General features: G+C 47.6%; 23 protein-coding genes. 19 read left to right on the forward strand and 4 right to left on the reverse strand.

Going from position 1 to position 26,007, the window contains the following annotated elements; all coding sequences use genetic code 11:
- Positions 1 to 30: 30 nt before the first annotated feature.
- The gene (gene uvrB, locus ITJ87_RS12235) at positions 31 to 2,091 is read right to left on the reverse strand and encodes an excinuclease ABC subunit UvrB (protein WP_117964397.1); all 2,061 of its coding nucleotides are present in this window, start codon (positions 2,089 to 2,091) and stop codon (positions 31 to 33) included.
- 116 nt (positions 2,092 to 2,207) lie between these two features.
- On the opposite strand from uvrB, the gene ITJ87_RS12240 reads away from it, so the two are divergent.
- From ITJ87_RS12240 to ITJ87_RS12260, 5 genes are all read left to right on the forward strand, one after another.
- On the forward strand, positions 2,208 to 3,506 hold the full coding sequence (locus ITJ87_RS12240; protein ID WP_117599496.1) for a phenylacetate--CoA ligase family protein: 1,299 nt from the start codon (positions 2,208 to 2,210) through the stop codon (positions 3,504 to 3,506).
- Between the two features lie 44 nt (positions 3,507 to 3,550).
- Positions 3,551 to 3,976: an amino acid-binding protein gene (locus tag ITJ87_RS12245; protein WP_057098070.1), complete on the forward strand. Its 426-nt coding sequence runs from the start codon at positions 3,551 to 3,553 to the stop codon at positions 3,974 to 3,976.
- 196 nt (positions 3,977 to 4,172) lie between these two features.
- Positions 4,173 to 4,991 (forward strand): outer membrane protein assembly factor BamD, encoded by an 819-nt coding sequence (locus ITJ87_RS12250; protein WP_009038614.1) that lies wholly within the window; start codon positions 4,173 to 4,175, stop codon positions 4,989 to 4,991.
- 24 nt (positions 4,992 to 5,015) lie between these two features.
- Entirely contained in the window at positions 5,016 to 5,351 is a 336-nt protein-coding gene (locus ITJ87_RS12255; protein ID WP_005825356.1) for a DNA-directed RNA polymerase subunit omega, read from the forward strand.
- Entirely contained in the window at positions 5,351 to 5,812 is a 462-nt protein-coding gene (locus ITJ87_RS12260) for a DUF4293 domain-containing protein (RefSeq protein ID WP_005825355.1), read from the forward strand. The genes ITJ87_RS12255 and ITJ87_RS12260 overlap by 1 nt, the downstream gene beginning before the upstream one ends.
- A gap of 168 nt (positions 5,813 to 5,980) precedes the next feature.
- On the opposite strand, the gene ITJ87_RS12265 is transcribed toward ITJ87_RS12260, so the two are convergent.
- Both ITJ87_RS12265 and ITJ87_RS12270 read right to left on the reverse strand, forming a co-directional pair.
- On the reverse strand, positions 5,981 to 6,682 hold the full coding sequence (locus ITJ87_RS12265) for a porin family protein (RefSeq protein ID WP_008663316.1): 702 nt from the start codon (positions 6,680 to 6,682) through the stop codon (positions 5,981 to 5,983).
- 73 nt (positions 6,683 to 6,755) lie between these two features.
- On the reverse strand, positions 6,756 to 8,546 hold the full coding sequence (locus tag ITJ87_RS12270; protein ID WP_117599497.1) for a LysM peptidoglycan-binding domain-containing protein: 1,791 nt from the start codon (positions 8,544 to 8,546) through the stop codon (positions 6,756 to 6,758).
- Positions 8,547 to 8,735: 189 nt separating this feature from the next.
- On the opposite strand from ITJ87_RS12270, the gene uvrA reads away from it, so the two are divergent.
- The 3 genes from uvrA to ITJ87_RS12285 all read left to right on the forward strand — a co-directional run bounded on the left by uvrA (position 8,736) and on the right by ITJ87_RS12285 (position 13,710).
- On the forward strand, positions 8,736 to 11,567 hold the full coding sequence (gene uvrA / locus ITJ87_RS12275) for an excinuclease ABC subunit UvrA (RefSeq protein WP_117964395.1): 2,832 nt from the start codon (positions 8,736 to 8,738) through the stop codon (positions 11,565 to 11,567).
- A gap of 25 nt (positions 11,568 to 11,592) precedes the next feature.
- Positions 11,593 to 12,072, forward strand: a complete 480-nt coding sequence (gene ybaK, locus ITJ87_RS12280) for a Cys-tRNA(Pro) deacylase (RefSeq protein WP_005825350.1) — start codon at positions 11,593 to 11,595, stop codon at positions 12,070 to 12,072.
- A gap of 117 nt (positions 12,073 to 12,189) precedes the next feature.
- Complete coding sequence (locus ITJ87_RS12285) at positions 12,190 to 13,710, forward strand: peptide MFS transporter (protein WP_005825349.1); 1,521 nt, start codon at positions 12,190 to 12,192, stop codon at positions 13,708 to 13,710.
- Positions 13,711 to 13,799: 89 nt separating this feature from the next.
- Here ITJ87_RS12285 and ITJ87_RS12290 read toward each other — a convergent pair whose 3' ends face one another.
- Positions 13,800 to 14,297, reverse strand: coding sequence for a GNAT family N-acetyltransferase (locus tag ITJ87_RS12290; RefSeq protein WP_057255989.1), 498 nt, complete (start codon positions 14,295 to 14,297; stop codon positions 13,800 to 13,802).
- 107 nt (positions 14,298 to 14,404) lie between these two features.
- On the opposite strand from ITJ87_RS12290, the gene ITJ87_RS12295 reads away from it, so the two are divergent.
- The 11 genes from ITJ87_RS12295 (at position 14,405) to ITJ87_RS12345 (ending at position 26,007) form a co-directional block, all read left to right on the forward strand.
- Complete coding sequence (locus ITJ87_RS12295) at positions 14,405 to 15,865, forward strand: monomeric [FeFe] hydrogenase (protein WP_005825346.1); 1,461 nt, start codon at positions 14,405 to 14,407, stop codon at positions 15,863 to 15,865.
- A gap of 16 nt (positions 15,866 to 15,881) precedes the next feature.
- Positions 15,882 to 16,940 carry a [FeFe] hydrogenase H-cluster radical SAM maturase HydE gene (gene hydE / locus ITJ87_RS12300; RefSeq protein ID WP_117964394.1) on the forward strand — a complete coding sequence of 353 codons (1,059 nt, stop codon included), beginning with the start codon at positions 15,882 to 15,884 and terminating at the stop codon, positions 16,938 to 16,940.
- A gap of 52 nt (positions 16,941 to 16,992) precedes the next feature.
- On the forward strand, positions 16,993 to 18,411 hold the full coding sequence (hydG, locus tag ITJ87_RS12305; protein ID WP_034525452.1) for a [FeFe] hydrogenase H-cluster radical SAM maturase HydG: 1,419 nt from the start codon (positions 16,993 to 16,995) through the stop codon (positions 18,409 to 18,411).
- A gap of 11 nt (positions 18,412 to 18,422) precedes the next feature.
- Positions 18,423 to 19,613 (forward strand): [FeFe] hydrogenase H-cluster maturation GTPase HydF, encoded by a 1,191-nt coding sequence (gene hydF / locus ITJ87_RS12310; protein WP_117964393.1) that lies wholly within the window; start codon positions 18,423 to 18,425, stop codon positions 19,611 to 19,613.
- Positions 19,614 to 19,835: 222 nt separating this feature from the next.
- Positions 19,836 to 20,162: a PadR family transcriptional regulator gene (locus ITJ87_RS12315; protein ID WP_057281192.1), complete on the forward strand. Its 327-nt coding sequence runs from the start codon at positions 19,836 to 19,838 to the stop codon at positions 20,160 to 20,162.
- Positions 20,163 to 20,244: 82 nt separating this feature from the next.
- Complete coding sequence (locus tag ITJ87_RS12320) at positions 20,245 to 21,354, forward strand: PspC domain-containing protein (protein ID WP_057281191.1); 1,110 nt, start codon at positions 20,245 to 20,247, stop codon at positions 21,352 to 21,354.
- A gap of 542 nt (positions 21,355 to 21,896) precedes the next feature.
- The gene (locus ITJ87_RS12325) at positions 21,897 to 22,433 is read left to right on the forward strand and encodes a UpxY family transcription antiterminator (protein WP_005825336.1); all 537 of its coding nucleotides are present in this window, start codon (positions 21,897 to 21,899) and stop codon (positions 22,431 to 22,433) included.
- Positions 22,434 to 22,468: 35 nt separating this feature from the next.
- Positions 22,469 to 22,957, forward strand: a complete 489-nt coding sequence (locus ITJ87_RS12330) for a UpxZ family transcription anti-terminator antagonist (RefSeq protein ID WP_005829506.1) — start codon at positions 22,469 to 22,471, stop codon at positions 22,955 to 22,957.
- A gap of 13 nt (positions 22,958 to 22,970) precedes the next feature.
- The gene (gene pseB / locus ITJ87_RS12335; protein WP_005836599.1) at positions 22,971 to 23,993 is read left to right on the forward strand and encodes a UDP-N-acetylglucosamine 4,6-dehydratase (inverting); all 1,023 of its coding nucleotides are present in this window, start codon (positions 22,971 to 22,973) and stop codon (positions 23,991 to 23,993) included.
- The gene (gene pseC, locus ITJ87_RS12340) at positions 23,990 to 25,153 is read left to right on the forward strand and encodes a UDP-4-amino-4,6-dideoxy-N-acetyl-beta-L-altrosamine transaminase (protein ID WP_057281190.1); all 1,164 of its coding nucleotides are present in this window, start codon (positions 23,990 to 23,992) and stop codon (positions 25,151 to 25,153) included. The genes pseB and pseC overlap by 4 nt, the downstream gene beginning before the upstream one ends.
- Positions 25,150 to 26,007 (forward strand): aldo/keto reductase, encoded by an 858-nt coding sequence (locus ITJ87_RS12345; RefSeq protein WP_057281189.1) that lies wholly within the window; start codon positions 25,150 to 25,152, stop codon positions 26,005 to 26,007. Before pseC ends, ITJ87_RS12345 begins: the two co-directional genes overlap by 4 nt.

The following is a 26,007-nucleotide window of genomic DNA, read 5'->3' on the forward strand; positions in this document are numbered from 1 at the left end:
GTATAGTTTGAGGAAAAGAGGTGAAATTCCTTACTCGTCTTTTTCTTTCAGCAATTCTTCCATTTTCAGTACTTCGTCACGGTACTGGGCGGCTTCGATAAAGTCGAGCTTCTTGGCGGCTTCCTGCATAAGCTTCTTGGTACGTTCGATACTCTTTTCCAGTTGCTTGCGGCTCATGTACTGCACTATCGGGTCGGCAGCCAGCGTAGATGTACTTTCTTGTTCCACATAGGGACGGGGGGCACTGGAAGTGAACTTCTCGCCGCTGAGGACGGCTTCGCCGGCAGCCTCGTTGGTGGCAAACACATTGAGGTTCTTCGCTTTCTTGATTTGCTGGGGCGTGATGCCGTGCTCTTCGTTGTACTTCAACTGTTTCTCGCGACGGCGGTTGGTTTCGTCGATGGTCAGTTGCATGCTGTCCGTTATCTTGTCGGCATACATGATGACCATGCCGTTCACGTTACGGGCGGCACGCCCGGCAGTCTGTGTCAGTGAGCGATGGGAACGGAGGAAACCTTCCTTGTCTGCATCGAGGATGGCAACGAGAGAGACTTCGGGCAGGTCGAGGCCTTCACGCAGCAGATTGACGCCGACAAGTACATCGTAAACGCCTTCGCGCAAGTCACCCATAATCTTTACACGCTCCAAAGTATCTACGTCGCTGTGGATGTAATTACACTTCACGTTGTTGTTCAGCAGATATTCCGTCAGTTCTTCCGCCATTCGTTTGGTGAGGGTGGTGACGAGGGTACGCTCGTTCTTCTCGATGCGCAGCTGTATCTCTTCCATTAGGTCATCTATCTGGTTGTGGCTGGGACGTACCTGGATGATAGGGTCCAAGAGTCCGGTCGGGCGGATGACCTGCTCTACTACGATGCCTTCGGATTTCATCAGCTCGTAATCTGCCGGTGTGGCGCTGACATAAATCACTTGCTTGGCCATCTCCTCGAATTCATCGAACTTCAGCGGGCGGTTATCCATGGCAGCCGGCAAGCGGAACCCGTACTCCACCAGGTTTATCTTGCGGGCACGGTCACCTCCATACATGGCACGTATCTGCGGAACGCTGACATGGCTTTCGTCAATGACTATCAGGAAATCTTCGGGGAAGAAGTCCAGCAGGCAGTAGGGGCGGGTACCGGCAGCACGTCCGTCAAAGTAGCGCGAATAATTCTCAATGCCGGAGCAATGCCCCAATTCGCGTATCATTTCCATATCGTAGGTCACCCGTTCCTGCAAGCGTTTGGCTTCGAATGGGCGGCCTTCGTTTTCAAACCATTGTACCTGCTTGTGAAGGTCGTCCTCTATTTCGTGGATGGCACGTAATGTGGCTTCTTTGGTGGTCATGAAGAGGTTGGCGGGATAAATCTTATAAGCGTCGAACTTGGCAACAGTTACGCCGCTCAGAGGGTCTACCTCTTCAATGCTATCCACCTCGTCTCCCCAAAAGGTGACGCGCAGCAGGTTGTCGGCGTAAGCCAGATAAATGTCCACCGTATCGCCTTTCACGCGGAAGTTGCCACGGTTCAGGTCAATGTCGTTGCGTACATAAAGACTGTCCACCAAGCGTCGCAGGAAGACATTGCGACTGAAATTCTTGCCTTGCTGCACTTCGATGACGTTGTTATAGAAGTCTGCCGGGTTCCCCATGCCGTAGATGCACGAAACGGAGGATACCACCACTACGTCTTTTCTGCCCGAAAGCAGGGCCGAGGTGGCGGCAAGGCGCAACTTGTCTATCTCGTCGTTGATGGCAAGGTCTTTTTCTATATAAGTGTCCGAAGAGGGCAGATAGGCTTCGGGCTGGTAATAGTCGTAGTAGGACACATAGTATTCCACAGCATTGTTCGGGAAGAATCCTTTGAACTCGCTGTACAACTGGGCGGCCAGCGTCTTGTTGTGGCTCAATATCAGCGTTGGTTTGTTGATGTTGGCAATGACGTTGGCTATGGTGAATGTCTTTCCGGACCCGGTGACACCAAGTAATGTCTGTGCGGGAAGCCCCTCGCGCACGCCTTCGGTCAGCTGTGCGATGGCCTCCGGTTGGTCACCGGTGGGCTGGTAAGCGGATGTCAGTTCGAATTTGTTCATTTTCTCTTCTTAGAAGCGGCAATATTCGGTAAAATCTTTGAGATAAACAAAATTTTTTTGTTTACTTTGCAGCTATATTGATAATAACCATTAATAATTGTAATACAACGAAAAACATGATTTGGAATGAAAGCATCGAATGCATGGACCGCGAAAGCCTTCGTAAAATCCAGAGCATTCGTCTCAAAAAGACTGTGGAACGTGTGTATCATGACACTCCTTTTTACCGTAAGAAAATGCAGGAACTGGGAATTACTCCCGATGACATAAACAGTATAGATGATATTGTAAAACTGCCTTTTACCACCAAGTATGACTTGCGGGACAATTATCCCTTTGGCCTCTGTGCCGTACCTATGAGCCAGATTGTGCGTATTCATGCCTCTTCCGGCACTACTGGAAAGCCCACTGTAGTAGGCTATACCCGGAAAGACCTTTCAGTATGGTCCGAATGCCTTTCACGGGCCTTTACCGCCTATGGTGCCGGTAGTTCGGATATTTTCCAGGTGTCCTACGGTTACGGACTTTTCACCGGCGGACTGGGTGCGCATGCCGGTGCCGAGAATATCGGAGCTTCTGTCATCCCGATGTCCAGCGGTAATACAGAGAAGCAGATTACACTGATGCATGATTTCGGTTCTACCGTGCTTTGCTGCACACCCTCATACGCCCTCTATCTGGCAGATGCCATCAAGGACTCCGGCCTTCCCCGAGAAGATTTCAAGTTGAAAATAGGAGCCTTTGGCGCCGAGCCATGGACCGAAAATATGCGTCGGGATATTGAAATAAAGCTGGGAATCAAGGCTTTTGATATTTATGGACTTAGCGAGATTGCCGGTCCCGGTGTAGGTTACGAGTGCGAGTGCCAGCACGGCACTCACCTCAACGAAGACCATTATTTCCCCGAGATTGTAGATCCGAAGACCCTCGAGCCGGTTGCTCCTGGCCAGACCGGCGAATTGGTGTTCACTCACCTTACCAAAGAGGGTATGCCGCTGTTGCGCTATCGTACCAAGGACCTCACGGCCTTGCACTACGATAAGTGCTCCTGTGGACGCACACTGGTCCGTATGGACCGCATTTTGGGACGTAGCGATGACATGCTGATTATCCGTGGTGTCAATGTATTCCCCACCCAGATCGAGTCTGTCATTCTCGAAATGCCGGAGTTCGAACCTCACTACCTCTTACTGGTAGATCGCAAGAACAATACCGATACCATGGAGTTGCAGGTTGAAGTTCGTCCCGAATACTATTCCGACGAAATCAACAAGATGCTGGCTTTGAAGAAGAAGCTCGTAGCCCGCCTGCAGAGCGTACTCGGTCTCGGTGTAGATGTCCGTCTGGTAGAACCACGCAGTATTGAGCGCAGCGTAGGCAAAGCCAAGCGCGTCATCGACAACCGCAAATTGTAATTGCCAAATTGTAAATTGTAAATTGTCAAATAGTAAATGAACCTATGGTAGCAAAACAACTTTCCATTTTTCTGGAGAACAAGTCCGGCCGCCTCACAGAGGTGACTGAAGTTCTTGCAAAAGAAGGTGTCAACCTTTCTGCTCTATGTATTGCAGAGAATGCCGATTTCGGTATCCTTCGTGGTATTGTTTCTGAACCGGATAAAGCATATAAAGCTTTGAAAGATAATCACTTCGCTGTGAATGTAACGGATGTGGTAGGCATCAGTTGTCCCAATATTCCCGGCTCATTGGCGAAAGTGCTCCGCTTCCTCTCCGATGAAGGTGTCTTCATCGAGTACATGTATTCCTTTGCCAACGGTGAAACGGCCAATGTCATCATCCGTCCTAACGACATGGATAACTGCATCCGTGTATTGACAGAAAAAAAGGTTGATTTGCTGGCGGCAAGCGATTTGTATAAGCTGTAAAATGTAAAAATAGTGATTAGCGATTAGTGGTTGGTGGTTGCGCTATTACTCCGCATGGCACTAATCGCTAATCCCTAATTCCTAACCATTAATCCTTATTTCCTGCCCGTTCGTCTGGTTTTTGAAAAATTAAGGCTCGTATCGTTGCTTTATTCGATGCGAACCCCTATCTTTGCGCATTATTTGAACAAAAGTAATGAAGAAGAATATCCTAATAACTCTGCTTGCAGCATTGCTGCTCTCCTCGTGTGGAGAATACAACAAATTGCTGAAAAGCACAGATTACGAATACAAGTACGAAGCGGCAAAAAATTACTTCGCAAAAGGTCAGTATAACCGTGCTGCCACTTTGCTCAACGAATTGATTGCTATTCTCAAAGGTACTGATAAGGCAGAGGAATCCCTCTATATGCTGGGCATGAGTTACTATAACCAGAAGGATTATCAGACTGCTGCGCAGACTTTCATTCAATACTACAACGTTTATCCCCGTGGTACATTCACAGAACTGGCACGTTTCCACGCCGGTAAAGCTTTGTATCTGGATACTCCGGAGCCGCGTTTGGACCAATCCGGCACGTATAGCGCCATCCAGCAGTTGCAGATGTTTATGGAATACTTCCCGCAAAGTTCCAAGAAAGAGGAGGCGCAGAACATGATATTTGCCTTGCAGGACAAGCTGGTGATGAAGGAGTATCTGTCTGCAAAACTTTATTATAATATGGGTAATTATCTGGGTAACAACTATCAGGCTTGCGTTATCACTGCGCAGAATGCTTTGAAGGATTATCCCTATACCAACCTGCGTGAAGATTTATCCATTCTTATCTTGCGTGCCAAGTATGAGTTGGCTGTATACAGTGTGGAAGACAAAAGGGCAGAACGTTACCGCGAAGCTGTGGATGAATGTTATGCCTTTAAAAATGAGTTCCCCGAAAGTAAGTATATGAAGGAAGTCGACCGAATCTTTAAGGAAGCACAGAAAATGCTGGGAGAAGGAAGTGAAGAGCAATAATATAATAATACAATAGATAAATTTATGGATTACAGAAAGACAAATGCTCCTACTACTACGGTGACCCGTGATATGATGGAGTTGTGTGAGGATACCGGTAATGTATACGAAAGCGTAGCGATTATCGGAAAACGTGCCAACCAGATTAGTGTGGAAATCAAGAATGACCTTTCCAAAAAGCTTGCTGAGTTTGCCTCTTACAATGATAATTTGGAAGAAGTGTTCGAAAACCGGGAACAGATTGAGATTTCCCGCTATTACGAAAAACTGCCGAAGCCGACATTGATTGCAACACAAGAGTATGTGGAGGGTAAGATTTACTATCGTAACCCGGCTAAGGAAAAAGAAAAATTACAGTAATGATACAACGTATTCAATCTGTTTATTTGTTGTTGGTAACTATCCTGTTGGTTGTGGCAATTTGCATGCCTGTAGGACAGTTCATCGGAGCGGACGGAGTGACGGCGCATGTTTTCAAACCTCTGGGAGTGGCTTTGGCCGACGGAGGATTTCAGTCTACTTGGGGCTTGTTCGGGATATTGTTGCTCAGTGCACTTGTTGCCTTCTGTACGATATTCCTTTTCCGTAACCGTATGTTGCAAATACGCATGACGATTTTCAGCAGCATTCTGCTGATAGGCTACTACATAGCCTTCTGTGTATTTATGTTTATTTTGAAGGGTGATTTGGATGCAATGACTTTCCAGTTAGGATGGGCGCTTTGCCTTCCGGTGGTAGCCATCATCCTTAACTATCTGGCCTTCCGTGCCATCTACAAAGATGAGGTGATGGTGAAGGCGGCAGACCGTTTAAGAAGATAAGAAGGTTTATCTACTTGATAATAACAAAAGGCAGACCACGTATTTCATTCGGAATACGTGGTCTGCCTTTTTTATCGTTTCCGCTTGAGGTTAAGCCGTTCCATTATACTGTTCCCATTAGAGGAAATTGTCGTTCCTACGTGTGGAAACGGGTGTCTCCTATAAGCATTACTTCTTCAAGTCGAAGAGATAAGTTATCTTGGCCGTAATGACTCCGTGTGCGGAGCGTGAGAAAAAGTCTTTCTTGGTGCTGCCATAGAAATCGGATAAAGCATAGTAGTATCTTCCTTCTACGATGAAATTGCCTGCCTTGGTGCGCAGCTCTATGCCTGCTCCGCCTGCAATGCCGTAGTCGAATTTGTTGTCTATGGCCTTGCCGTGCTGTTCCACGGTGATGTTGGTGTAGGATTCTGCTACAGTGCCGTCCCAGTCGCCGTCTATTTTTTCGCTGTCGCCAAGCAGGAAACCTATCTGCGGACCGGCATGGATGAAGAATTGCAAACCGCGGTCCTTGCCGAATGCCAGATGTGCCAGGAACGGTATTTCCACATAGTTCATGGTGCGGGTGTAGCTCAGTGTGGGATAGTCCTCGTAATACTCGTCCCAACCGTGTTGTGAGAAGTTCAGCTCGATTTGTGCACCGCAAATCATACTGAAGTATTTTTCGGAAATGTATCGGGCTGTTACACCGCCGTTGATACCCATCAGATTCTTCTGCTTGACAGAGGGAGAGAAGCTTACGCTATTCAGATTGATGCCTCCATTGACGCCCACAGCGAAGTTGTGGCGTTGCTCGCCCACCTGCGCATGCAGGGGCAATATACATGCACACACCAGCAGGGCGAATATGATGATTGTTCTCAGGTTCATGTTATAAGTTATAAGTTACAAGCTACAAGTTAATAGTTATATAGTGGATTATCAGATTATTAATCCTTAATCCCTAATCAAAGTCCAACTTCACCAGCTCAAAGTTCTTGGTGAAGTGCACGAAGAACACCTTCTTGTTGATGAAGCCTCCCCAGTTGTTTACCCGTTGGAACTTGAAGCCGGTCTGGATGGGAATCAAATCCAGTCCCTGCATGTTCTTCTCGAAAGAAGAGCCATAGCGCGCAAGTCCTTTCAGGAAGAAATAACCGGTATCGAAGCCCAGCATTCCGAATTTGGGATAGCGCTCGTCCATCTCCTTGCCATACCATCTGCGGTAGTTTTTGGTAAAGTTGATGGCGGCAGGCAGCAGGTTGTTGGTATAGAAAGAGGAATAGAAATAGGTGTCCAGTTCAAAGAAGGCTTCCAAGTGGTCTTTGGTGTAGGTCTGCCATTCCGGATAGCCGAACAGATGGATACGGCTTTCGGGTTGTTCGCGCACCAATAAGGTCAATTGGGGAAGTATCTTAATCAATGTCAGGTTACTGCCGGATGTGGGGATAAAGATATTCTCACGGTCCGTGCGTAATACTGTTTTCAGGGATTCTACGGTGACATCCTCTTTCAAGCTCTTCATCGGGATGGAACGGTTGCGCAGTTCATCTTTCAGTCCCTTGATGAATTCTGCCTTGTCCTTGGTGCCCTGGCTGGCTTCAATGAAGATGACGTTGGCATTGGGGAACTGGCGCACAAAGTGGTCGTACACCTCGGAGTACAGATAGGATTGGGGGGTATTTATCTGATAGACCGCCGGATTCTGGAATACCGTGTTGTCTTTCGATGTGAATGGTATCACCAGGCGTGTGTCTTGTTTCTTGGCAAACTCGGCCAGAGGTTTGATGTGCTGTTGGTACAGAGGCCCGAAGATGATGTCCATGTCTTTCATCTCGCTTTTGCCCAGGATGGAGTTCAGCGAGGCACTTTCGGGACCAGAATTGTAAGTGTACAAGTCAATGGAAGTGCCAGTACGTTTCAAGCTGTCTACGGCCATCAGCAGGCCTTCGTAGTATTCCACCATACGGGAAGACTCGCTCTTTGATACCCCGTCCAGGAAGGGAAGGATGACGGCAGCCTTGATGGTGCTGAAGCGTTCTGTCTTTTTCCGGTTTTCACGGAACAGCTCGCTGTCGGTAGGTATTGCCTGCGACTGGATATTTTGCTCCGTCTGTGCTTTGGGATAGGGAATGCAGAGGAAGGTTCCCTTCTTTATTTTGTTTTCGCCTTTTAATTCCGGGTTGGCGGCTATCAGTTCGGCTTCGCTGATGCCGTATTCACGGCTGATGCTGAATACGGTTTCTTTCCGCTTCACTTTATGCATGTCACGGCATCGTGACTCTACGGGGCCGAGAATATTGTTGTTGGCAACCACAGTGCTGCTTTGTGTCTCAACCGGGACCATGGTTTGGGGCTCGGTTGTGGAAGGGATACGGATTACTTGTCCGATACGGAAATTCTCGGCGCTCAGTCCCGGGTTGGCGTCACAGATGGCTTTGGCAGATACATTGTATTTCACGGTCAGTCGGTAAAGGGTCTCACCGGTTTCGATGGTATGGTATGTTTCTTTTTGTATGTTGGCAGCGCTGCGTGGAATACGCAATGTGCGTCCGATGAATATTTTCTCGTCACTGCCGGGGTTCAGTTTGATGATGTCCGACTGGCTGACGCCGTACATGCTGGCGATGGAGTAGAGACTTTGTCCTTTTTCGATAGTATGCAGAAAATAAGATTGATTCTCTTGTGCTATTGCACCGATACTGCATGCACTGGCAAGCAGCAGGGAGCAGATAATGCGGTTAATCGTTTTCATTCAGTAATCGTTGGTTTATGTTTACAATTTCCCAAAGTAGCTGCAAAGGTACGAATATTGTGGCATTCAAACCAAAGGATTGCGTTAAGAAATAATATTGTGCATTTCAAAACTGAAAAATAGCGCTTTTCGGCTGATATTCGGGGGGAAACAGTTATTTTTGCAGTTAAAACGATAGGATAAATCAACATGCAAGAAGAAACAGAATATATCAATGTATATGGTGCGCGCGTGCACAACCTCAAGAATATCGATGCCGAGATTCCCCGTAACAGCCTGACTGTGATTACAGGCCTGAGCGGAAGCGGCAAGTCCTCTTTGGCATTCGATACTATTTTTGCCGAAGGGCAGCGCCGCTATATCGAGACCTTTTCAGCCTATGCCCGTAACTTCCTGGGAAATTTGGAACGTCCGGACGTGGATAAGATAACGGGACTGAGTCCGGTTATCTCCATCGAGCAGAAAACCACGAATAAGAATCCACGTTCCACGGTGGGTACAACGACAGAGGTTTATGATTACCTTCGTTTGTTGTATGCCCGTGCAGGAGAGGCTTATTCTTATCTCTCCGGCGAGAAGATGGTGAAGTATACCGAGGAACAGATACTCGATCTTATCCTGAAGGATTACAAAGGAAAACGCATTTATATCCTTGCTCCACTGGTGCGCAGCCGTAAGGGGCATTACAAGGAGCTCTTCGAGCAGGTGCGCAAGAAAGGCTATCTCTACGTACGTGTGGATGGTGAGGTGTGCGAAGCCTTGCCAGGCATGAAGCTGGACCGCTATAAGAACCATGATGTGGAGGTGGTGATAGACAAGCTGGTGGTGACGGACAAGGATGACACACGCCTGAAGAACAGCGTGGCCACTGCCATGCGCCAAGGTGACGGATTGCTGATGATACTCGATGTGCAGACGGATAGCGTGCGCCATTACAGCAAACGGCTGATGTGTCCCGTGACGGGGTTGTCCTATCGGGAACCGGCGCCGCACAACTTTTCCTTCAATTCGCCGCAAGGTGCATGTCCTAAATGCAAAGGGTTGGGGGTGGTCAGCCAGATTGATATTGACAAGGTGATTCCCGACCGTGAGCTCTCCATTGCCGGAGGTGCCATCGCACCGTTGGGGAAAGCCAAGAACAGCATGATTTTCTGGCAGATTACCGCCTTGCTGGAGAAATATGAAGCAACGCTGAAAACACCGGTCAAAGACTTACCGGAGGATGCCATCGACGAGATTCTCTATGGCTCGGACGAGCGTATCAAGATAAAGAGTTCACTGATAGGCACCTCTTCTGATTATTTTGTGACGTTTGAGGGGGTTGTAAAGTATATCCAGATGCTGCAGGAGAAGGATGCTTCTGCCACGGCACAGAAGTGGGCGGACCAGTTTGCCAAGACTGCCGTTTGTCCGGAGTGTCATGGCGCCAAGTTGAATAAGGAAGCGCTTTCATTCCGCATTCACGACAAGAACATCTACGAATTGTCTACGATGGACATCAATGAACTGTATGACTGGCTGGTAAACGTAGACCCGTATCTTAGTAGCAAGCAACAGCAGATTGCCGGTGAAATCCTGAAGGAAATCCGTACACGGCTCAAATTTCTGCTTGATGTAGGTCTGGATTATCTTTCGCTGAACCGTAGTTCCGTCAGCCTTTCCGGTGGTGAAAGCCAGCGTATCCGCCTGGCTACGCAGATAGGTTCACAGCTGGTGAATGTGCTGTATATATTGGATGAGCCGAGTATCGGCCTGCACCAACGCGACAACCAGCGCTTGATACACTCTTTGAAGGAACTGCGTGACATTGGCAACTCCGTCATTGTGGTGGAGCATGACAAGGATATGATGCTCGCCGCCGATTATGTCATTGATATGGGGCCGAAAGCCGGTAGACTGGGAGGGGATGTTGTCTTTGCCGGTACTCCCCGTGAAATGCTACGGACGCATACGCTGACTTCCCAATACTTGAATGGTGAGCGTGCCATTGAGGTGCCTGCCAAGCGTCGCGAGGGCAATGGACACAGTCTGTGGCTGCGTGGCGCCAAGGGTAATAATCTGAAGGATGTGGATGTGGAGTTCCCGCTGGGCAAGCTGATTTGCGTTACCGGTGTTTCCGGCAGTGGCAAGTCCACGCTTATCAACGAGACGTTGCAGCCTATTCTTTCGCAGAAGTTCTATCGTTCACTGCAGGATCCTTTGGACTATGATAGTATTGAAGGGCTGGAATATATAGACAAGGTGGTGAATGTGGACCAGTCTCCTTTGGGACGAACGCCGCGTTCCAATCCTGCCACTTATACCGGTGTGTTTTCCGATATCCGCAATCTGTTTGTCGGCTTGCCCGAAGCGAAGATACGTGGATATAAGGCGGGACGCTTCTCCTTCAACGTCAGTGGCGGACGCTGCGAAGCTTGCCAAGGCAATGGGTACAAGTGCATTGAGATGAATTTCCTGCCGGATGTGTATGTGCCTTGCGAGGTATGTCACGGCAAGCGTTACAACCGAGAGACGCTGGAAGTGCGTTTTAAGGGAAAATCCATTGCCGATGTGCTGGATATGACCATCAACCGTGCGGTGGAGTTTTTCGAGAATGTGCCTCAGATATTGAACAAAATTAAGGTTATCCAGGAAGTGGGATTGGGTTATATCAAGTTGGGCCAGTCTTCCACCACGCTCTCCGGAGGTGAGAGCCAGCGCGTGAAGTTGGCTACGGAACTTTCCAAACGTGATACGGGCAAGACTCTGTATATCCTTGACGAACCTACTACCGGACTTCATATCGAAGATATCCGCGTTTTGATGAACGTGTTGAACAAACTTGTAGACAAAGGGAATACCGTCATCGTCATAGAGCATAATCTCGATGTCATCAAGATGGCGGACTATATCATCGATATGGGGCCAGAAGGCGGTAAGGGAGGGGGAGAACTCCTTTCCTGCGGAACCCCGGAAGAGGTTGCTAAAAGCAAGAAAGGCTATACGCCTAAGTTCCTGCGTGAAGAATTGAATATCAAGTGATAATTATCTCATCATAGAGAATATTATGAAAATCAATAAGACGAATGCAGCAAGGCTTCTCGACAAGGCCAAGATTGCGTATGAGCTCATTCCCTACGAGGTGGATGAGAACGACTTAAGTGCAGTGCATGTAGCTGCCAGTTTGGGTGAGGACATCAATTGCGTGTTCAAGACGCTGATTCTTCACGGTGATAAATCCGGTTATTTTGTCTGTGTCATCCCGGGTGAGCACGAAGTGGATTTGAAGCTGGCGGCAAAAGCGTCAGGAAACAAAAAATGTGACCTTATCCCGGTTAAGGAACTTTTACCTCTGACTGGCTATATCCGGGGTGGGTGTTCACCCATCGGCATGAAGAAACCTTTCCCTACCTATATCCATGAAACGTGCCTGCGGTTTCCGTATATCTATATCAGTGCCGGACAACGCGGTTTGCAGCTTAAGTTGGATCCGAAGGATTTGGTAAGGGAAGTGCATGCAGAGGTTTGTATTCTTTTTAATGAATAAATCTTCTATTTCTGCCGAGATATTTTAATTTTATAAGGAAATCTTCAATAGAATTTATATATTTGCAGGAATTATTCAAGAAATCAATCCAATTACTAATTCTAAAAACTAATTTTTATGTTCAACAAACACCCTAAAGGTCTGATTGCCGCATCTTTTGCTAATTTGGGCGAGCGTTTCGGCTTTTATACCATGATGGCCATTCTTGTACTTTTTCTGCAAGCCAAGTTCGGACTGGATGGAAAAGAGGCAGGTTTGATCTACTCAACATTTTATTTTTCTATTTACATTCTAGCATTGATAGGTGGTATTATTGCCGACAGAACCCGTAATTACAAAGGTACCATCTTTGCCGGTATTGTTTTGATGGCGGTAGGTTACTTGATGCTGGCCATCCCGTCTCCTACACCGGTTGCCAATAAGACCTTGTTTCTGGTGATTACTTGTGCAGCCTTGTTTGTCATTGCTTTCGGAAATGGTCTTTTCAAGGGAAATCTTCAAGCGCTCGTAGGGCAGATGTACGACAATCCTCAGTACTCCAGCATGCGCGATTCCGGTTTCTCCTTATTCTATATGTTCATCAATGTAGGTGCCATCTTTGCCCCGTTTGCCGCAGTAGGCGTGCGTAACTGGTGGTTGTCCACATTCGGCTACAATTATGATGCCGACCTGCCTGCCCTTTGCCACGGACATCTGGCAGGAACGCTGACTCCCGAGGCTGTGGACACTTATAGCGCATTGGCAGCCAAAGCCACTATTTCCGGAACACCCGTAACGGATATGACGGTATTTGCCAATGAATATCTGAACGTGTTCACCACTGGTTTCCATTATGCATTCGGTGTAGCTATCCTGGCTATGGTTCTCTCTTTGGTAATTTTCGTCATCAACAGAAAGAAATTCCCCGATCCCAGCAAGAAGGTTGCTGCAAAAGCGGGCGATGCCACTGCAGTGGAGATGAATGCACAAGAGGTAAGACAGCGCATGTATGCATTGTTTGCCGTATTCGGTGTGGTAATTTTCTTCTGGTTCTCGTTCCATCAGAATGGGTTGACACTGACGTATTTTGCCAAGGAATATACAGATTTGAATTTATTCGGCATGGCTATTTCAGCTGAGCTGTTCCAGTCTTTGAACCCGATTTTCGTTGTATCTCTGACACCGGTCATCATGGCTGTCTTTGCAGCACAGCGTGCCAAGGGTAAAGAGCCTTCCACTCCGCGGAAGATTGCCATCGGTATGGGTATTGCTGCCACCGGCTTCCTTATAATGGCTATCGGTTCTTATGTAAGCAACTTGCCGATGCACAAGGATATAATCGCTTTGGGTACCTCTCCGGTGAAGGTGACTCCGCTGTTGCTGATGGTTACCTATCTGATATTGACTGTTGCCGAATTGTACATTTCTCCGTTGGGCATTTCATTCGTGTCCAAGGTGGCTCCTCCCAAATATCAGGGTATCATGCAGGGCGGTTGGCTCGGCGCTACTGCCATTGGTAATCAGTTGCTCGTTATCGGTGCTATCCTTTACGAAAGTATTCCTATCTGGATGACGTGGACGGTATTTGTAGTAGCGTGCTGCATTTCGATGTTCACCATGCTGTTCATGCTGAAATGGCTTGAAAAGGTGGCGAAGTAATCGGAAACGAAAGATAAAACTAAAGGCTGCGCAATGTTCGTAATGAACTGCGCAGCCTTTAGTTTTTGGAGGGCTTTTAATGCCGGGGCTCAGATTTCCAGTCCCATGATGTAGTCATTCATGTAATATCCGTTTCCTATCGGGAAATCCCCTTCACGGAGTTTCCGCATTCCCATATGTTCGTAAAACTGCAGTGCCTTGTTGTTACGGTTCACATTCAATTCCATCAGACAAGGGCCGGGATGCACTTCCTTGATGTACTTGATGGCTTCGCGAAAGAGGAAACTGCCGCAATGTGCACCCTGGTAATAGGGGAGCACATAAATCTTTTGCAGGTGGAATAAATTTTCTCCTTGCTGCTGTACGGACACATAGCCCGCCGCTTCACATTCTTCGTAGGCCAGGAAGTAGACGTGACCTTCCTCTTCCATTTGCTTGCGGATATTGTCCAATGAATACATCCATTCCATCATGTAGTCGGTCTGTTCGGGAGTAAGGATATCCTTATACGTGACAGGGAATATCTGCTGCGCAAGTTTCTGAATCAGTGCGCAGTCTGCTGTCGTTGCTTTTCTTATGGTAAACATATCGGTTGTATTTATACTGTTTGGGGTGTAAAGTTAAGCCTTTTTTGTGAAACAATCGTTATCTTTGCAGACCGTTACCGAACTAACTAATTTTGATTTTAAAAATTATGGCATTTACGAGCAACATTATGATTGTCCGCCACAGATTACTGAAGGAACTGGTAAAGCTGTGGAATAACAACGAACTTGTGGATAAAATAGACCGGCTGCCCATCGAGCTGAGTCCGAAGAGGTCCAAGCACGCGGGACGCTGCTGTGTGCACAAAGAGCGCGCGGTGTGGAAGTACAAGTCATTGCCGCTTCTGGGACTCGATATGGAGGACGAGACGGATGAGCTGACCCCCTTGTCGGAGTACGCTGCCCGTGCACTGGACAGAGCGGAAAATGGCAGGCCGAAAGACAATATCATGTGTGTGATTGACGAAGCTTGTTCGGCATGTGTGCAGATTAACTACGAGATTACGAACCTCTGCCGCGGATGTACGGCACGCAGTTGCCAGGTAAATTGTCCCAAGAAGGCAGTGCACGTCAAGGAGAGCGGGCAGGCATGGATTGACCATGATGCGTGTATCAGTTGCGGCATCTGCCATAAGAGTTGTCCCTACCATGCCATTGTTTATATTCCCGTACCTTGTGAGGAAGCTTGTCCCGTGAAAGCCATCAGTAAGGATGAGAAGGGGATAGAGCATATTGACGAAAGCAAATGTATCTATTGCGGAAAGTGTCTCAATGCATGTCCATTCGGAGCAATTTTCGAAATATCGCAGGTGTTCGACGTGTTGCACAGAATCCGCAAGGGTGAGCAGGTGGTGGCTATCGTGGCTCCGTCCATCCTGGGGCAGTTCAAGACGACTATTGAACAAGTATATGGCGCATTGAAACAGGTCGGTTTTACGGATGTCATCGAGGTGGCTCAGGGAGCGATGGATACCGTCAGCAACGAGGCGCACGAGCTGATTGAGAAGCTGGAGGAGGGTCAGAAGTTTATGACGACTTCCTGCTGTCCGTCTTATATAGAGTTGGTGAACAAGCATATTCCTGCCATGAAGCCTTACGTGTCGGGCACCGGTTCGCCGATGTATTATGCTGCCCGCATTGCTAAAGAGAAGTATCCGGATGCGAAGGTGGTCTTCATAGGTCCTTGCGTTGCCAAGCGCAAAGAGGCGCAGCGCGACGAGGCGGTGGACTTTATCATGACTTTCGAGGAGGTGGCTTCCGTGCTTGCCGGGCTGGATATTCAGATGGAGCAGGCAAAGCCCTATTCCATGAGTTTCACTTCCGTGCGCGAGGCGCATGGTTTTGCGCAGGCAGGAGGCGTGATGGGTGCCGTGAAAGCCTATCTGAAGGAAGAGGCAGATAAAATCAATGCCGTACAAGTGGCTAATCTGGATAAGAAGGCTATCGGTGCGTTGCGTGCTTACGCCAAGTCGGGCAAGGCTCCGGGGCAATTTATTGAAGTGATGGCTTGCGAGGGTGGTTGTATTACCGGGCCATGTTCGCATAATGAAATAACTGCCGGAAAGCGCCAGCTGACGCAGGAGTTGGCAAAGAGAAAAGAGACGTATTAGCCCTTTGTCCGTTTATATGAAGCATTTGATTGACAAATTGCGGAGCAATCGCAGGCTGGATGCCGAAGAGTATAAAGCCTTGCTTCTTTGTCGGGACACAGAACTTGCAGCCTACCTGCAGGAGCTTGCCCGGGAAGAAGCGCTTGCCTGCTTTGGCAATAAAATCTTCATTCGCGGACTGATTGAGATAACCAACCGTTGCCGCAATAACTGCTACTATTGCGGCATACGGAAGGAGAACCGGAACATAGTCCGTTATGAGCTGGCGCAGGAGGAGATTCTTTCGTGTTGCCATGAAGGCTATCGGTTGGGTTTCCGTACCTTTGTGCTGCAAGGGGGCGAAGCGCCGGCGGTGAAGGATGAGGGGATGGTGGAGACAGTTGCCGCCATCCGGCAATCCTTCCCGGATTGTGCCATTACCTTATCCTTGGGCGAGAAATCGCGGGAAGCCTACGAACGTTTCTTCCTGGCAGGTGCCAACCGCTATCTGTTGCGGCACGAAACCTGCAACGAAGGGCATTATCACCGGCTTCATCCTGCGGAGATGTCCCTTTCCCATCGGTTGCAATGCTTGGACTGGCTGAAAGAGATAGGCTATCAAGTGGGAACCGGAATCATGGTGGGCAGTCCTTACCAGACGGTGGACCATTTGGTAGAAGACATTCTCTTCATCGAACGGTTTCAGCCGGAGATGATAGGCATGGGACCTTTTCTTCCGCATCACGATACTCCGTTTTCCTCTTTTCCGCCGGGAGATATGGAGTTGACGTTGAAGTTGCTTTCTATCTTCCGGTTGATGCATCCCGCGGCACTGATACCTGCTACCACTGCCCTGGCCACACTTGCTCCGGACGGACGGGAACGGGGAATATTGGCTGGCGCCAATGTCGTGATGCCTAATCTTTCGCCTTCTCATCAGCGGGCGAAGTACTCCCTCTATGATAACAAAGCTTCTGCGGGTGCCGAAGCGGCAGAAGGTTTGCTAAAATTGGAGGAACAACTGAAAGGGATAGGCTACGAGGTATCAAAAGAGAGAGGAGATTATGAGAATGGAGAATTGACCGTTGATAATTGATAATTTTCAAATCTTCATTCTTTATTTTAATTACCAATTATCAATTTACGAAGTGTATAACATAAAGTCAAGACAAGCGGAAGAATTCATCAATCACCAGGAGATATTGGATACATTGGAGTATGCGCAGGCAAACCGCAACAACCGTCCGCTCATCGAAAGTTTGATTGACAAGGCTGCTTTGTGCCAGGGGCTTTCCCATCGGGAGGCGGCCCTGCTGCTGGAATGTGACGAGCCGGAACTGGTGCAGCGCATCTATCATCTGGCACGTGAAATCAAACGGAAATTCTATGGCAACCGCATTGTGATGTTTGCCCCGCTTTACCTTTCCAACTATTGCGTGAACGGTTGCGTCTATTGCCCGTATCATGCCAAGAACCGTACCATCCCCCGCAAGAAACTCTCGCAAGAGGAGATACGCCGCGAGGTTATCGCCTTGCAGGACATGGGGCATAAACGCCTGGCGCTGGAAGCCGGAGAAGACCCTCGAAACAACCCTATCGACTATATCTTAGAGTCTATCCGCACCATCTACAGCATTCATCACAAGAATGGGGCCATCCGCCGGGTGAATGTCAACATAGCCGCCACTACAGTGGAGAACTACCGGCTGCTGAAGGAGGCTGGCATCGGCACTTATATCCTTTTTCAGGAGACTTACAGCAAAGAGCATTACGAAGCCTTGCATCCCACGGGACCGAAAAGTAATTATGCCTACCACACCGAAGCGATGGACCGTGCTATGGAGGGTGGCATCGACGACGTAGGTATCGGCGTATTGTTCGGTCTGAACACCTATCGTTATGACTTCGTAGGACTGCTGATGCATGCCGAACATCTGGAAGCTACCTTTGGCGTGGGTCCGCATACCATCAGCGTGCCGCGTATCTGTCCGGCAGATGATATTTCGACCGAGGATTTTCCCGATGCCATCTCGGATGAGATGTTCTGCCGTATTGTGGCGGTTACCCGCATTGCGGTGCCTTATACGGGAATGATTATTTCCACCCGTGAGTCGGAAGCCGTACGCCGTCGGGTGCTCGAACTGGGCGTTTCGCAGATAAGCGGCGGTTCGCGCACCAGCGTGGGAGGCTATGCCGTGCCGGAAGCCAAAGAGGAAGATTCCTCCCAATTCGATGTGAGCGACCGGCGCACGCTGGATGAAGTGGTGAGTTGGCTGCTCGACCTGGGGCATATCCCCAGCTTCTGCACCGCCTGCTATCGCGAGGGACGTACCGGAGACCGCTTCATGTCGCTCGTCAAGCGCGGACAGATAGCAAACTGCTGCCAGCCCAATGCACTGATGACATTAAAAGAATATCTGGAGGACTATGCCTCCTCCGAAACCAAGGAGAAGGGCATACAGCTGATTCGTGAGGAGATGGAGCATATCCCGAACCCCAAGATACGGGCGATAGCCGAACGTAATCTTCAGGAGATAGGGGAGGGGAAAAGAGACTTTAGATTTTAGATTTCGGATTTATGAATAATACACCTCGTTCCAACCGCCTGCACATTGCCGTCTTTGGACGACGGAACAGCGGAAAGTCCAGCCTTGTCAATGCCTTGACCGGGCAAGACACGGCATTGGTATCCGCAACGCCCGGCACTACTACCGATCCCGTAACCAAAGCCATGGAAGTATATCCTTTGGGCCCGTGCCTCTTTATCGATACCCCCGGTTTTGATGACGACGAAGGCGAACTGGGCGGTATGCGCGTGGAGCGTACCTTAAAGACGGTGGAGAAAGCGGACATCGCCCTCTTGCTTTATGAAGCTGACGGAACGCTGGAACAGCAATGGCTAAAGCTACTGGCTGCGCGCGAAATCCCCGTGATACTGATACTGAATAAAGCCGATTCCCGTCAAGACACCGCTTCCGTGGTGCTTCGGATTGAAAAGGAATGCGGGCAGGCTCCCGTTGTGGTCAGTGCCAAAGAGGGTACCGGCATTCAAGGCATTTTCGATGCTATTCTCGAAAAGCTTCCCGAGAATTTTGGTGAGCAGACTATCACGGGCAATTGGGTAAGTGAAGGAGATGTCGTCCTGCTGGTGATGCCCCAGGATATACAAGCCCCCAAAGGTCGTCTCATTCTTCCGCAAGTGCAGACCATCCGCGAACTGTTGGATAAAAAGTGCTTAGTGATGAGCTGCACCACCGACAAGCTGCAAGCCTCCCTGCAAGCCCTTGCCCGTCCGCCTAAGCTGATAATCACCGATTCACAAGTATTCCCCATCGTCTATCAACAAAAGCCTGCCGAAAGTAGTCTTACTTCCTTCTCGGTTCTTTTTGCCGGCTACAAAGGAGATATCAATGCCTTCGTGGAGGGAGCTGCCGCTATCCATAGCCTGACCCCCCAATCGCGTGTACTGATAGCCGAAGCTTGCACCCACGCCCCGCTGACCGAGGACATCGGTACCGTCAAAATTCCCCGCCTGCTACGAAAGCGCATCGGCGAGGAATTGCAGATAGACTTTGTATCTGGAAATGACTTTCCCAAAGACTTGTCCCGATATGATTTAATTATCCATTGCGGCGCTTGCATGTTCAACCGGAAGTACGTTCTCAATCGTATAGCCCATGCCCGCGCACAGCACATCCCCATAACCAACTACGGAGTAGCAATTGCGAGTCTGACCGGTATATTGGATAAAATTGTTATCTATCGGTAAATATCCCTTTCCCTCTCTGTTCACGTTACTGATGTTATAGAGTAGCGTGAACTACTTTTCTTGTTAATAATATTTAATATATGGTACTTTGTAATGCAAGGTACTGATATAATACATATATTTGTGCCATACAAGGAACAACAATAGAATGAATAAGGACACTCATTACTCTATTGCGCAGCAAAATAGTAAATCGTAAATTGTCAAATAGTAAATACCATTATGGATGTAAACAATGTAAAGTCGCAAATGCGCAAGGGCATGCTTGAATATTGCATCATGCTGCTGCTTCACAAAGAGCCGGCTTATGCTTCGGATATCATTCAGAAGTTGAAAGAAGCCAGACTGATTGTGGTGGAAGGTACACTTTATCCGTTGCTCACCCGTTTGAAGAACGACGACCTTTTGGGGTATGAATGGATTGAGTCTACACAAGGTCCTCCCCGTAAATATTACCGGTTGACGGAAAAAGGAGAAGTCTTTCTCGGTGAACTGGAAACATCCTGGAAAGAGTTGAACGATACGGTGAATCACATCAGCAATTCTTGAAATGCCCACAGAGAATATGCTGCATTCGCCGAATGGTAAATAGTAAATCGTAAATAGTCAAATTGTAAATAAATAGTGTGTTATGAAAAAGACATTAACTGTAAATTTAGGTGGAACCGTTTTCAATATTGATGATGACGCATACCGTCTTTTGGATAATTATCTGAGTAATCTCAAGATGCACTTCCGCAAGGAAGTCGGTGCCGACGAGATTGTAGATGATATTGAACGCCGTATTTCCGAACTCTTTGCCGAGAAATTGTCGGCCGGTTCGCAAGTAATCACGATAGCCGATGTGGAAGAGGTGATTGCCCGCATGGGAAAGCCGGAAGATATGGAGGCGGAAGGAGAGAGTGCTAGTGCCGATTCCGGCAGCACGAGTGCCGGGGGCGGCTATGGTGCCGGTGCTTGGAACAGCAATACCGCTTATGGCACTACACGCCGTCGTCTATACCGCAATCCGGATGACAAAATGCTGGGTGGTGTCATCAGTGGAATGGCTGCCTACCTGGGATGGGATGTAACTTTACTTCGACTGTTACTGCTTGTCATCTTGATTTGTGGGGTAGGGACATTGATACCGGTCTATATCGTGTGTTGGCTGGTTATACCGGAAGCCCGCACAGCGGCCGAGAAGTTGAGTATGCGTGGCGAGGCCGTTACGGTGGAGAATATCGGAAAGACGGTGACGGACGGTTTTGAGAAGGTTGCCAATGGGGTGAATGATTATATGAGGTCGGACAAACCCCGTACTTTCTTGCAGAAGTTGGGAGATGCATTGGTGATGATTGTCGGCTGGTTCTTGAAAATCTGTCTGGTGATATTTGCCATTATCTGCAGTCCGGTATTGTTTGTATTTGGAGTGGTATTTGTGGCGTTGTTGTTTGCTGCGATAGCGGTGGCTGTTGGTGGCGGTGCGGCTCTCATTTCCTTTTTCCCGATGGCTGATGTGGTACTGCCTACTTCTCCGTTGTCTGCCATTGTGATGTACATTGCAGGAATCTTGCTGGTAGGAATTCCTTTGGTCAGTCTTGTATGGGCCATCTTCAGTCAGATATTCAAATGGCAGCCGATGAATTCCGGTTTGAAGTGGACGCTGGTTATTCTTTGGATTGTAAGTGCGGCTTGCTTCGGAATCTGTTTTGCAGTGCAAGGGGCTACTTTCCCGGAATTGGGTATCTTTAACTTCTGAGAATAGTAATTTCTTTTTTAATTGATATCGTGTTTGTAGGAATCTGATTTCTATAAACACGATATTTTTTATTTCAATGTAATTATTTGTTATACAGTGGAATATTTCGTTTGGAAAAGGTGTTTTTTAAACGTTCGTTTAATGAACGCAAAGATAACGTGTATTTTTGAATCTCGCAAAATGTTTAATAAAAATATTCTATAAATTTCTTTTTAGTGAGTATAATACTTTGTCAGTAAGCCTATTGCATTGTATTTCTCTAACTTCTTCCTTTTACTAATTTTTAAGTAATCTTCCCTCTTTAGTTTTCTTAAATATTGACGTTCAAAAAACGAACGTCTATTGAACGCTTTTTGCTTGCAATAGATTCGTTTACAGCATTTTACCTGACAGGTAATGAATGACTGCAAAAAATCTGTTGACAAGAAGGGCATAAAGCTTGTCGTATTCTACATAAAGTGTCCGCAAGTAATTGAATTTCAAGTGTATGCAAGAGGTTCAAAGCCCCAGGAGAACACCCTTGTCTGAACAAAAGCATAAAAATGGGAATAGAGAAAGAGGTCGAAATCTGGTATGCTATGCGTGCCACCTACCGCAGAGAACCAGATGCCATGCATCTGCTCAAGAAAGAAAATTTGGGCTGTTTCATTCCTATGCAATACAAGATATGTATAAAAAAAGGGAAAAAAGTCCGTGCTCTGGTTCCGGTCGTTCATAATCTGCTTTTTGTCCATGCCCGTCCTTCCGATGTGCAGCGTGTAAAATCTCAAGTCACTTATCTGCAATATATCACCGATACCCGCAGTGGGCAGAAGATTATTGTCCCAGACGGTCAGATGCAGCGTTTCATTGCCGTATCCGGCACTTACGATGATCATCTTCTTTATTTTCAACCGGATGAATTGAACTTGTCCAAAGGCACCAAAGTCCGGATTACCGGCGGTGAATTTGAGGGGCAAGAGGGTGTGTTTCTGAAGGTGAAAGGCGCACGTGACCGTCGCGTGGTTATCGAAATACAAGGTGTCATAGCTGTTGCCATGGCCACTATCCATCCCGATCTTATAGAAGTAATCGGCTGAACTTTAATTTTTAATTCTTAATTCTATAATTGCTTATGTCTCTTTCCGAAGAAGCAATCACTCTTCAGCGTGCTGCGCACGAACTGATGTATTTGGGTATGGACGGCAGTCCCGTCTATAGCGATGACTTGTCACGGCGGAACGGTGAGGTCTACCGTCTTACCATGGCTTTATACCGGTCGGGTGTAAAAGGCACTACCATCGAAGAGCAGGCAAATGTCTGTCTTGCCCTTCTTATGGGTTACAGCGCCTCTTTTGTGGACCATGGCGAAAAGCAGCAGCATGTCCAGGAAGTGCTGGACTGTTGTTGGGATGTGCTCGACGCCCTTCCCGCTTCCTTACTGAAGCTCCGTCTGCTTACCGCCTGCTACGGTGAAGTGTTCGACGAGTCTTTGGCCGACGAAGGCCGTTCCATCATCGCCTCCTGGGATTCCTTATCACTTACTCCCGAACAGCAGGAAGCGGTTGATGAATTTCAGAATGTGACAGACAATCCCTATCCATGGGAATATATCGATGAATAAAACTTTTCATATAATGCTTAACAATAAATCCGTATTGATTACCGGAGGAACGGGTTCCTTCGGAAAGAAGTTTGTGGAAACCATTCTCCGTGATTATCCGCAAGTAAAGAAAATTATTATTTACTCCCGCGATGAGCTGAAGCAATTTGAGCTGAAACAGAAATATCCCGGTCATAAGTATCCGCAACTGCGTTTCTTTATCGGTGATGTCCGTGACCTCGAACGCCTGACGCGGGCTTGCGAAGGAGTGGACGTGATTATCCATGCAGCCGCCATCAAGCAGGTGGATACCGCTGAATACAATCCCGAAGAGTGCATCAAAACCAATGTACACGGTGCGCAGAATGTGATAAAGGCTGCTCTTGCCACCGGTGTACAGCATGTGGTGGCCCTTTCTACTGACAAGGCTTGTGCCCCCATTAATCTTTATGGCGCCACCAAGCTCACTTCCGACAAGCTGTTTACTGCCGCCAACAATATCAGCGGTTCCAAGGACATCAGGTTCTCCGTAGTCCGTTATGGCAATGTGATGGGTTCCCGCGGTTCCGTAATCCCTTTCTTTATCAACAAGCGTGACAACGGGGCGAAGGAACTTCCCATAACCGATATGCGCATGACCCGTTTCAACATTTCACTGGAAGCCGGTGTCGCTTTGGTCATGTATGCCATCGGACATCACCTGGGTGGTGAAATCTTTATTCCTAAGATTCCTTCCTATCATATCCAGGACGTGGCTACCGCCATTGCACCCAATCTGCCGCAGGTGGAAGTGGGCATCCGTCCGGGAGAGAAACTGCACGAGGAGATGATTACTGTAACCGATGCTCTTGATACAATCGATTTGGGCAGATATTATGTCATTCTTCCTTCCGTATCTTTCAAGCACAGTCGCGAAGAGTTCATCAGACATCACAATGCAGTACCCGTTCCCGACGGTTTCCACTACAGCAGTGACAACAATACGGAGTGGGAGACAGTAGAGACTATGCGCGAGAATATAAAGAAATACGTTGACCCTAATTTCGAGGTGAAATGATAAGCAAGCCTATTCCATACGGTCGTCAGCATATCACAGATGAGGACATCCGGGCAGTCATCGATACCCTGAAAAGCGATTACCTGACACAAGGTCCCAAAATCAGGGAATTTGAAACGAAATTTGCCGAATATGTAGGTGCACAATATGCCGTAGCGGTGAACAATGCTACTTCGGGGCTTCATCTTGCAGCTACCGCACTGAATGTAAAGCCGGGTGACAAGGTGATTGTCACTCCCATGACCTTTGCTGCCAGTGCCAACTGCATTCGCTATTGTGGCGGCGAGGTGGTATTCTGTGATATTGACAAGGATACTTACCTCATGGATATCCGTAAACTCGAAGCCATGCTTAAAGCTTCTCCTCGCGGTACTTACAAAGGTATTGTTCCGGTTGATTTTGCAGGCTATCCTTTGGATCTGGAAGAGTTCAGAAAGCTTGCCGACGAGTACGGCTTGTGGATTATCGAGGATGCCTGTCATGCTCCCGGTGGCTATTTCATGAACAGTAAAGGCAAGAAACAACATTGTGGCAACGGTTGTTTTGCCGACTGTGCCGTATTCTCTTTCCATCCCGTGAAACATATCGCTACGGGTGAGGGAGGCATGGTGACCACCAACAGCAAGGAGCTCTATGACAAGCTTTGTCTTTACCGTACGCATGGCATTACGAAAGACCCTGCTTTATTGCACGAGCATCATGGTGGCTGGTATTACGAGATGCAGGAGTTAGGCTACAATTACCGTCTGACTGATTTTCAGGCTGCCTTGGGTATTTCTCAGCTGGAGCGTGCGAAAGCAGGTCTTGACCGCCGCCATGAAATCGTGAGACGCTATAATGAAGCGTTTTCCGGAATAGATGGTATCAAGACTCCGTTCAATGCTGCCGATGTCTATCATGCTTATCACCTTTATATCATTCAAGTAGCTGACCGCTTGGGCCTTTATAATTATCTGCACGAGAACAATGTCTATGCGCAGGTTCATTATGCTCCGCTTCATCTGATGCCTTACTATCAGCAGTGGGGAAATAGGAAAGGCGATTTACCTATAGTAGAAGAGTATTACGAACATTGTCTGAGTCTTCCGATGTATCCCACGCTGACGGACGAGGAACAGGAGTATGTGATTAAAAAGGTTATAGAATTTGTAGCGAAATGAATTGCGTAAACAAGCTTGTTCTCGGTACCGTACAGTTCGGACTTGACTATGGAATAAATAATCAGTTTGGGCAGGTACACCAAGATGAGGTCGGGCAGATATTGAGGTGGGCAAAGAAAAGCGGAATTAATACGTTTGATACCTCCTCTGCCTATGGAAGTAGTGAGAGCGTTTTAGGAAGGTCTCTTTCTGAAAATAATCTTCAGTTTCAGATTATTTCCAAATATCCCCAGTCTAAAGAAAATGTTGCTACCGTATTCGCTTCTTCTATAGAGAAGCTCCATCAACAGAAGTTATATGGTTATCTTGTTCATCATTTTGAGTTCTATCAATCCCATCCTCAATTATGGGAAGAGATGAAGCAACTCAAAGCAGAGGGAAAAGTAGAAAAAATTGGTTTTTCGCTTTATGATATCAATCAACTGCAATATTTGTTAGATAATAGAGTAGAGTTTGATATTTTACAATTTCCTTATAATCTCTTCGATCGGCAGTTCGATGTTTATCTTTCTCAACTTAAGCAGTCTGGGGTAGAGATACATACTCGTTCTGTATTTTTGCAGGGACTTTTTTTTAAGGATCTGGGTAGCCTTAGTGGGCAGATGGAACCATTGAAACCTTATTTATTGCAGATTAGATCCTATTGTGCAGTGCATTCTATCACCATTGAACAATGTGCATTAAGTTTTGTGCTTCGAAACCCCTTTATTGATGGTGTATTGATAGGGGTTGATAATATAAGTCAGTTGCAGAACAATATCAATGTGGCCATCTGTACGAAAGAGGTTGAGGAGTTGGCTAAACAGATAACTGTGAAAGAAACTTATTTGTTGAATCCTTCTAATTGGTTATAA

It is taken from the genome of Bacteroides sp. HF-162 (genome assembly GCF_015679285.1).
Classification (GTDB): Bacteria; Bacteroidota; Bacteroidia; order Bacteroidales; family Bacteroidaceae; genus Bacteroides; species Bacteroides uniformis.

What these genes read in the sequence shown, in the direction of transcription:
- ITJ87_RS12345 (WP_057281189.1), top strand. Translation starts at nt 25,150, where the DNA reads ATGAATTGCGTAAACAAGCTTGTTCTCGGTACCGTACAGTTCGGACTT.
- ITJ87_RS12245 (WP_057098070.1), top strand. Translation starts at nt 3,551, where the DNA reads ATGGTAGCAAAACAACTTTCCATTTTTCTGGAGAACAAGTCCGGCCGC.
- ITJ87_RS12255 (WP_005825356.1), top strand. Translation starts at nt 5,016, where the DNA reads ATGGATTACAGAAAGACAAATGCTCCTACTACTACGGTGACCCGTGAT.
- ITJ87_RS12265 (WP_008663316.1), bottom strand. Translation starts at nt 6,682, where the DNA reads ATGAACCTGAGAACAATCATCATATTCGCCCTGCTGGTGTGTGCATGT.
- ITJ87_RS12260 (WP_005825355.1), top strand. Translation starts at nt 5,351, where the DNA reads ATGATACAACGTATTCAATCTGTTTATTTGTTGTTGGTAACTATCCTG.
- ITJ87_RS12325 (WP_005825336.1), top strand. Translation starts at nt 21,897, where the DNA reads ATGGGAATAGAGAAAGAGGTCGAAATCTGGTATGCTATGCGTGCCACC.
- ITJ87_RS12270 (WP_117599497.1), bottom strand. Translation starts at nt 8,546, where the DNA reads ATGAAAACGATTAACCGCATTATCTGCTCCCTGCTGCTTGCCAGTGCA.
- ITJ87_RS12315 (WP_057281192.1), top strand. Translation starts at nt 19,836, where the DNA reads ATGGATGTAAACAATGTAAAGTCGCAAATGCGCAAGGGCATGCTTGAA.
- hydF (WP_117964393.1), top strand. Translation starts at nt 18,423, where the DNA reads ATGAATAATACACCTCGTTCCAACCGCCTGCACATTGCCGTCTTTGGA.
- uvrA (WP_117964395.1), top strand. Translation starts at nt 8,736, where the DNA reads ATGCAAGAAGAAACAGAATATATCAATGTATATGGTGCGCGCGTGCAC.
- hydE (WP_117964394.1), top strand. Translation starts at nt 15,882, where the DNA reads ATGAAGCATTTGATTGACAAATTGCGGAGCAATCGCAGGCTGGATGCC.
- pseC (WP_057281190.1), top strand. Translation starts at nt 23,990, where the DNA reads ATGATAAGCAAGCCTATTCCATACGGTCGTCAGCATATCACAGATGAG.
- ITJ87_RS12295 (WP_005825346.1), top strand. Translation starts at nt 14,405, where the DNA reads ATGGCATTTACGAGCAACATTATGATTGTCCGCCACAGATTACTGAAG.
- ITJ87_RS12250 (WP_009038614.1), top strand. Translation starts at nt 4,173, where the DNA reads ATGAAGAAGAATATCCTAATAACTCTGCTTGCAGCATTGCTGCTCTCC.
- ITJ87_RS12320 (WP_057281191.1), top strand. Translation starts at nt 20,245, where the DNA reads ATGAAAAAGACATTAACTGTAAATTTAGGTGGAACCGTTTTCAATATT.
- ITJ87_RS12285 (WP_005825349.1), top strand. Translation starts at nt 12,190, where the DNA reads ATGTTCAACAAACACCCTAAAGGTCTGATTGCCGCATCTTTTGCTAAT.
- ITJ87_RS12330 (WP_005829506.1), top strand. Translation starts at nt 22,469, where the DNA reads ATGTCTCTTTCCGAAGAAGCAATCACTCTTCAGCGTGCTGCGCACGAA.
- uvrB (WP_117964397.1), bottom strand. Translation starts at nt 2,091, where the DNA reads ATGAACAAATTCGAACTGACATCCGCTTACCAGCCCACCGGTGACCAA.
- pseB (WP_005836599.1), top strand. Translation starts at nt 22,971, where the DNA reads ATGCTTAACAATAAATCCGTATTGATTACCGGAGGAACGGGTTCCTTC.
- ITJ87_RS12290 (WP_057255989.1), bottom strand. Translation starts at nt 14,297, where the DNA reads ATGTTTACCATAAGAAAAGCAACGACAGCAGACTGCGCACTGATTCAG.
- ybaK (WP_005825350.1), top strand. Translation starts at nt 11,593, where the DNA reads ATGAAAATCAATAAGACGAATGCAGCAAGGCTTCTCGACAAGGCCAAG.
- ITJ87_RS12240 (WP_117599496.1), top strand. Translation starts at nt 2,208, where the DNA reads ATGATTTGGAATGAAAGCATCGAATGCATGGACCGCGAAAGCCTTCGT.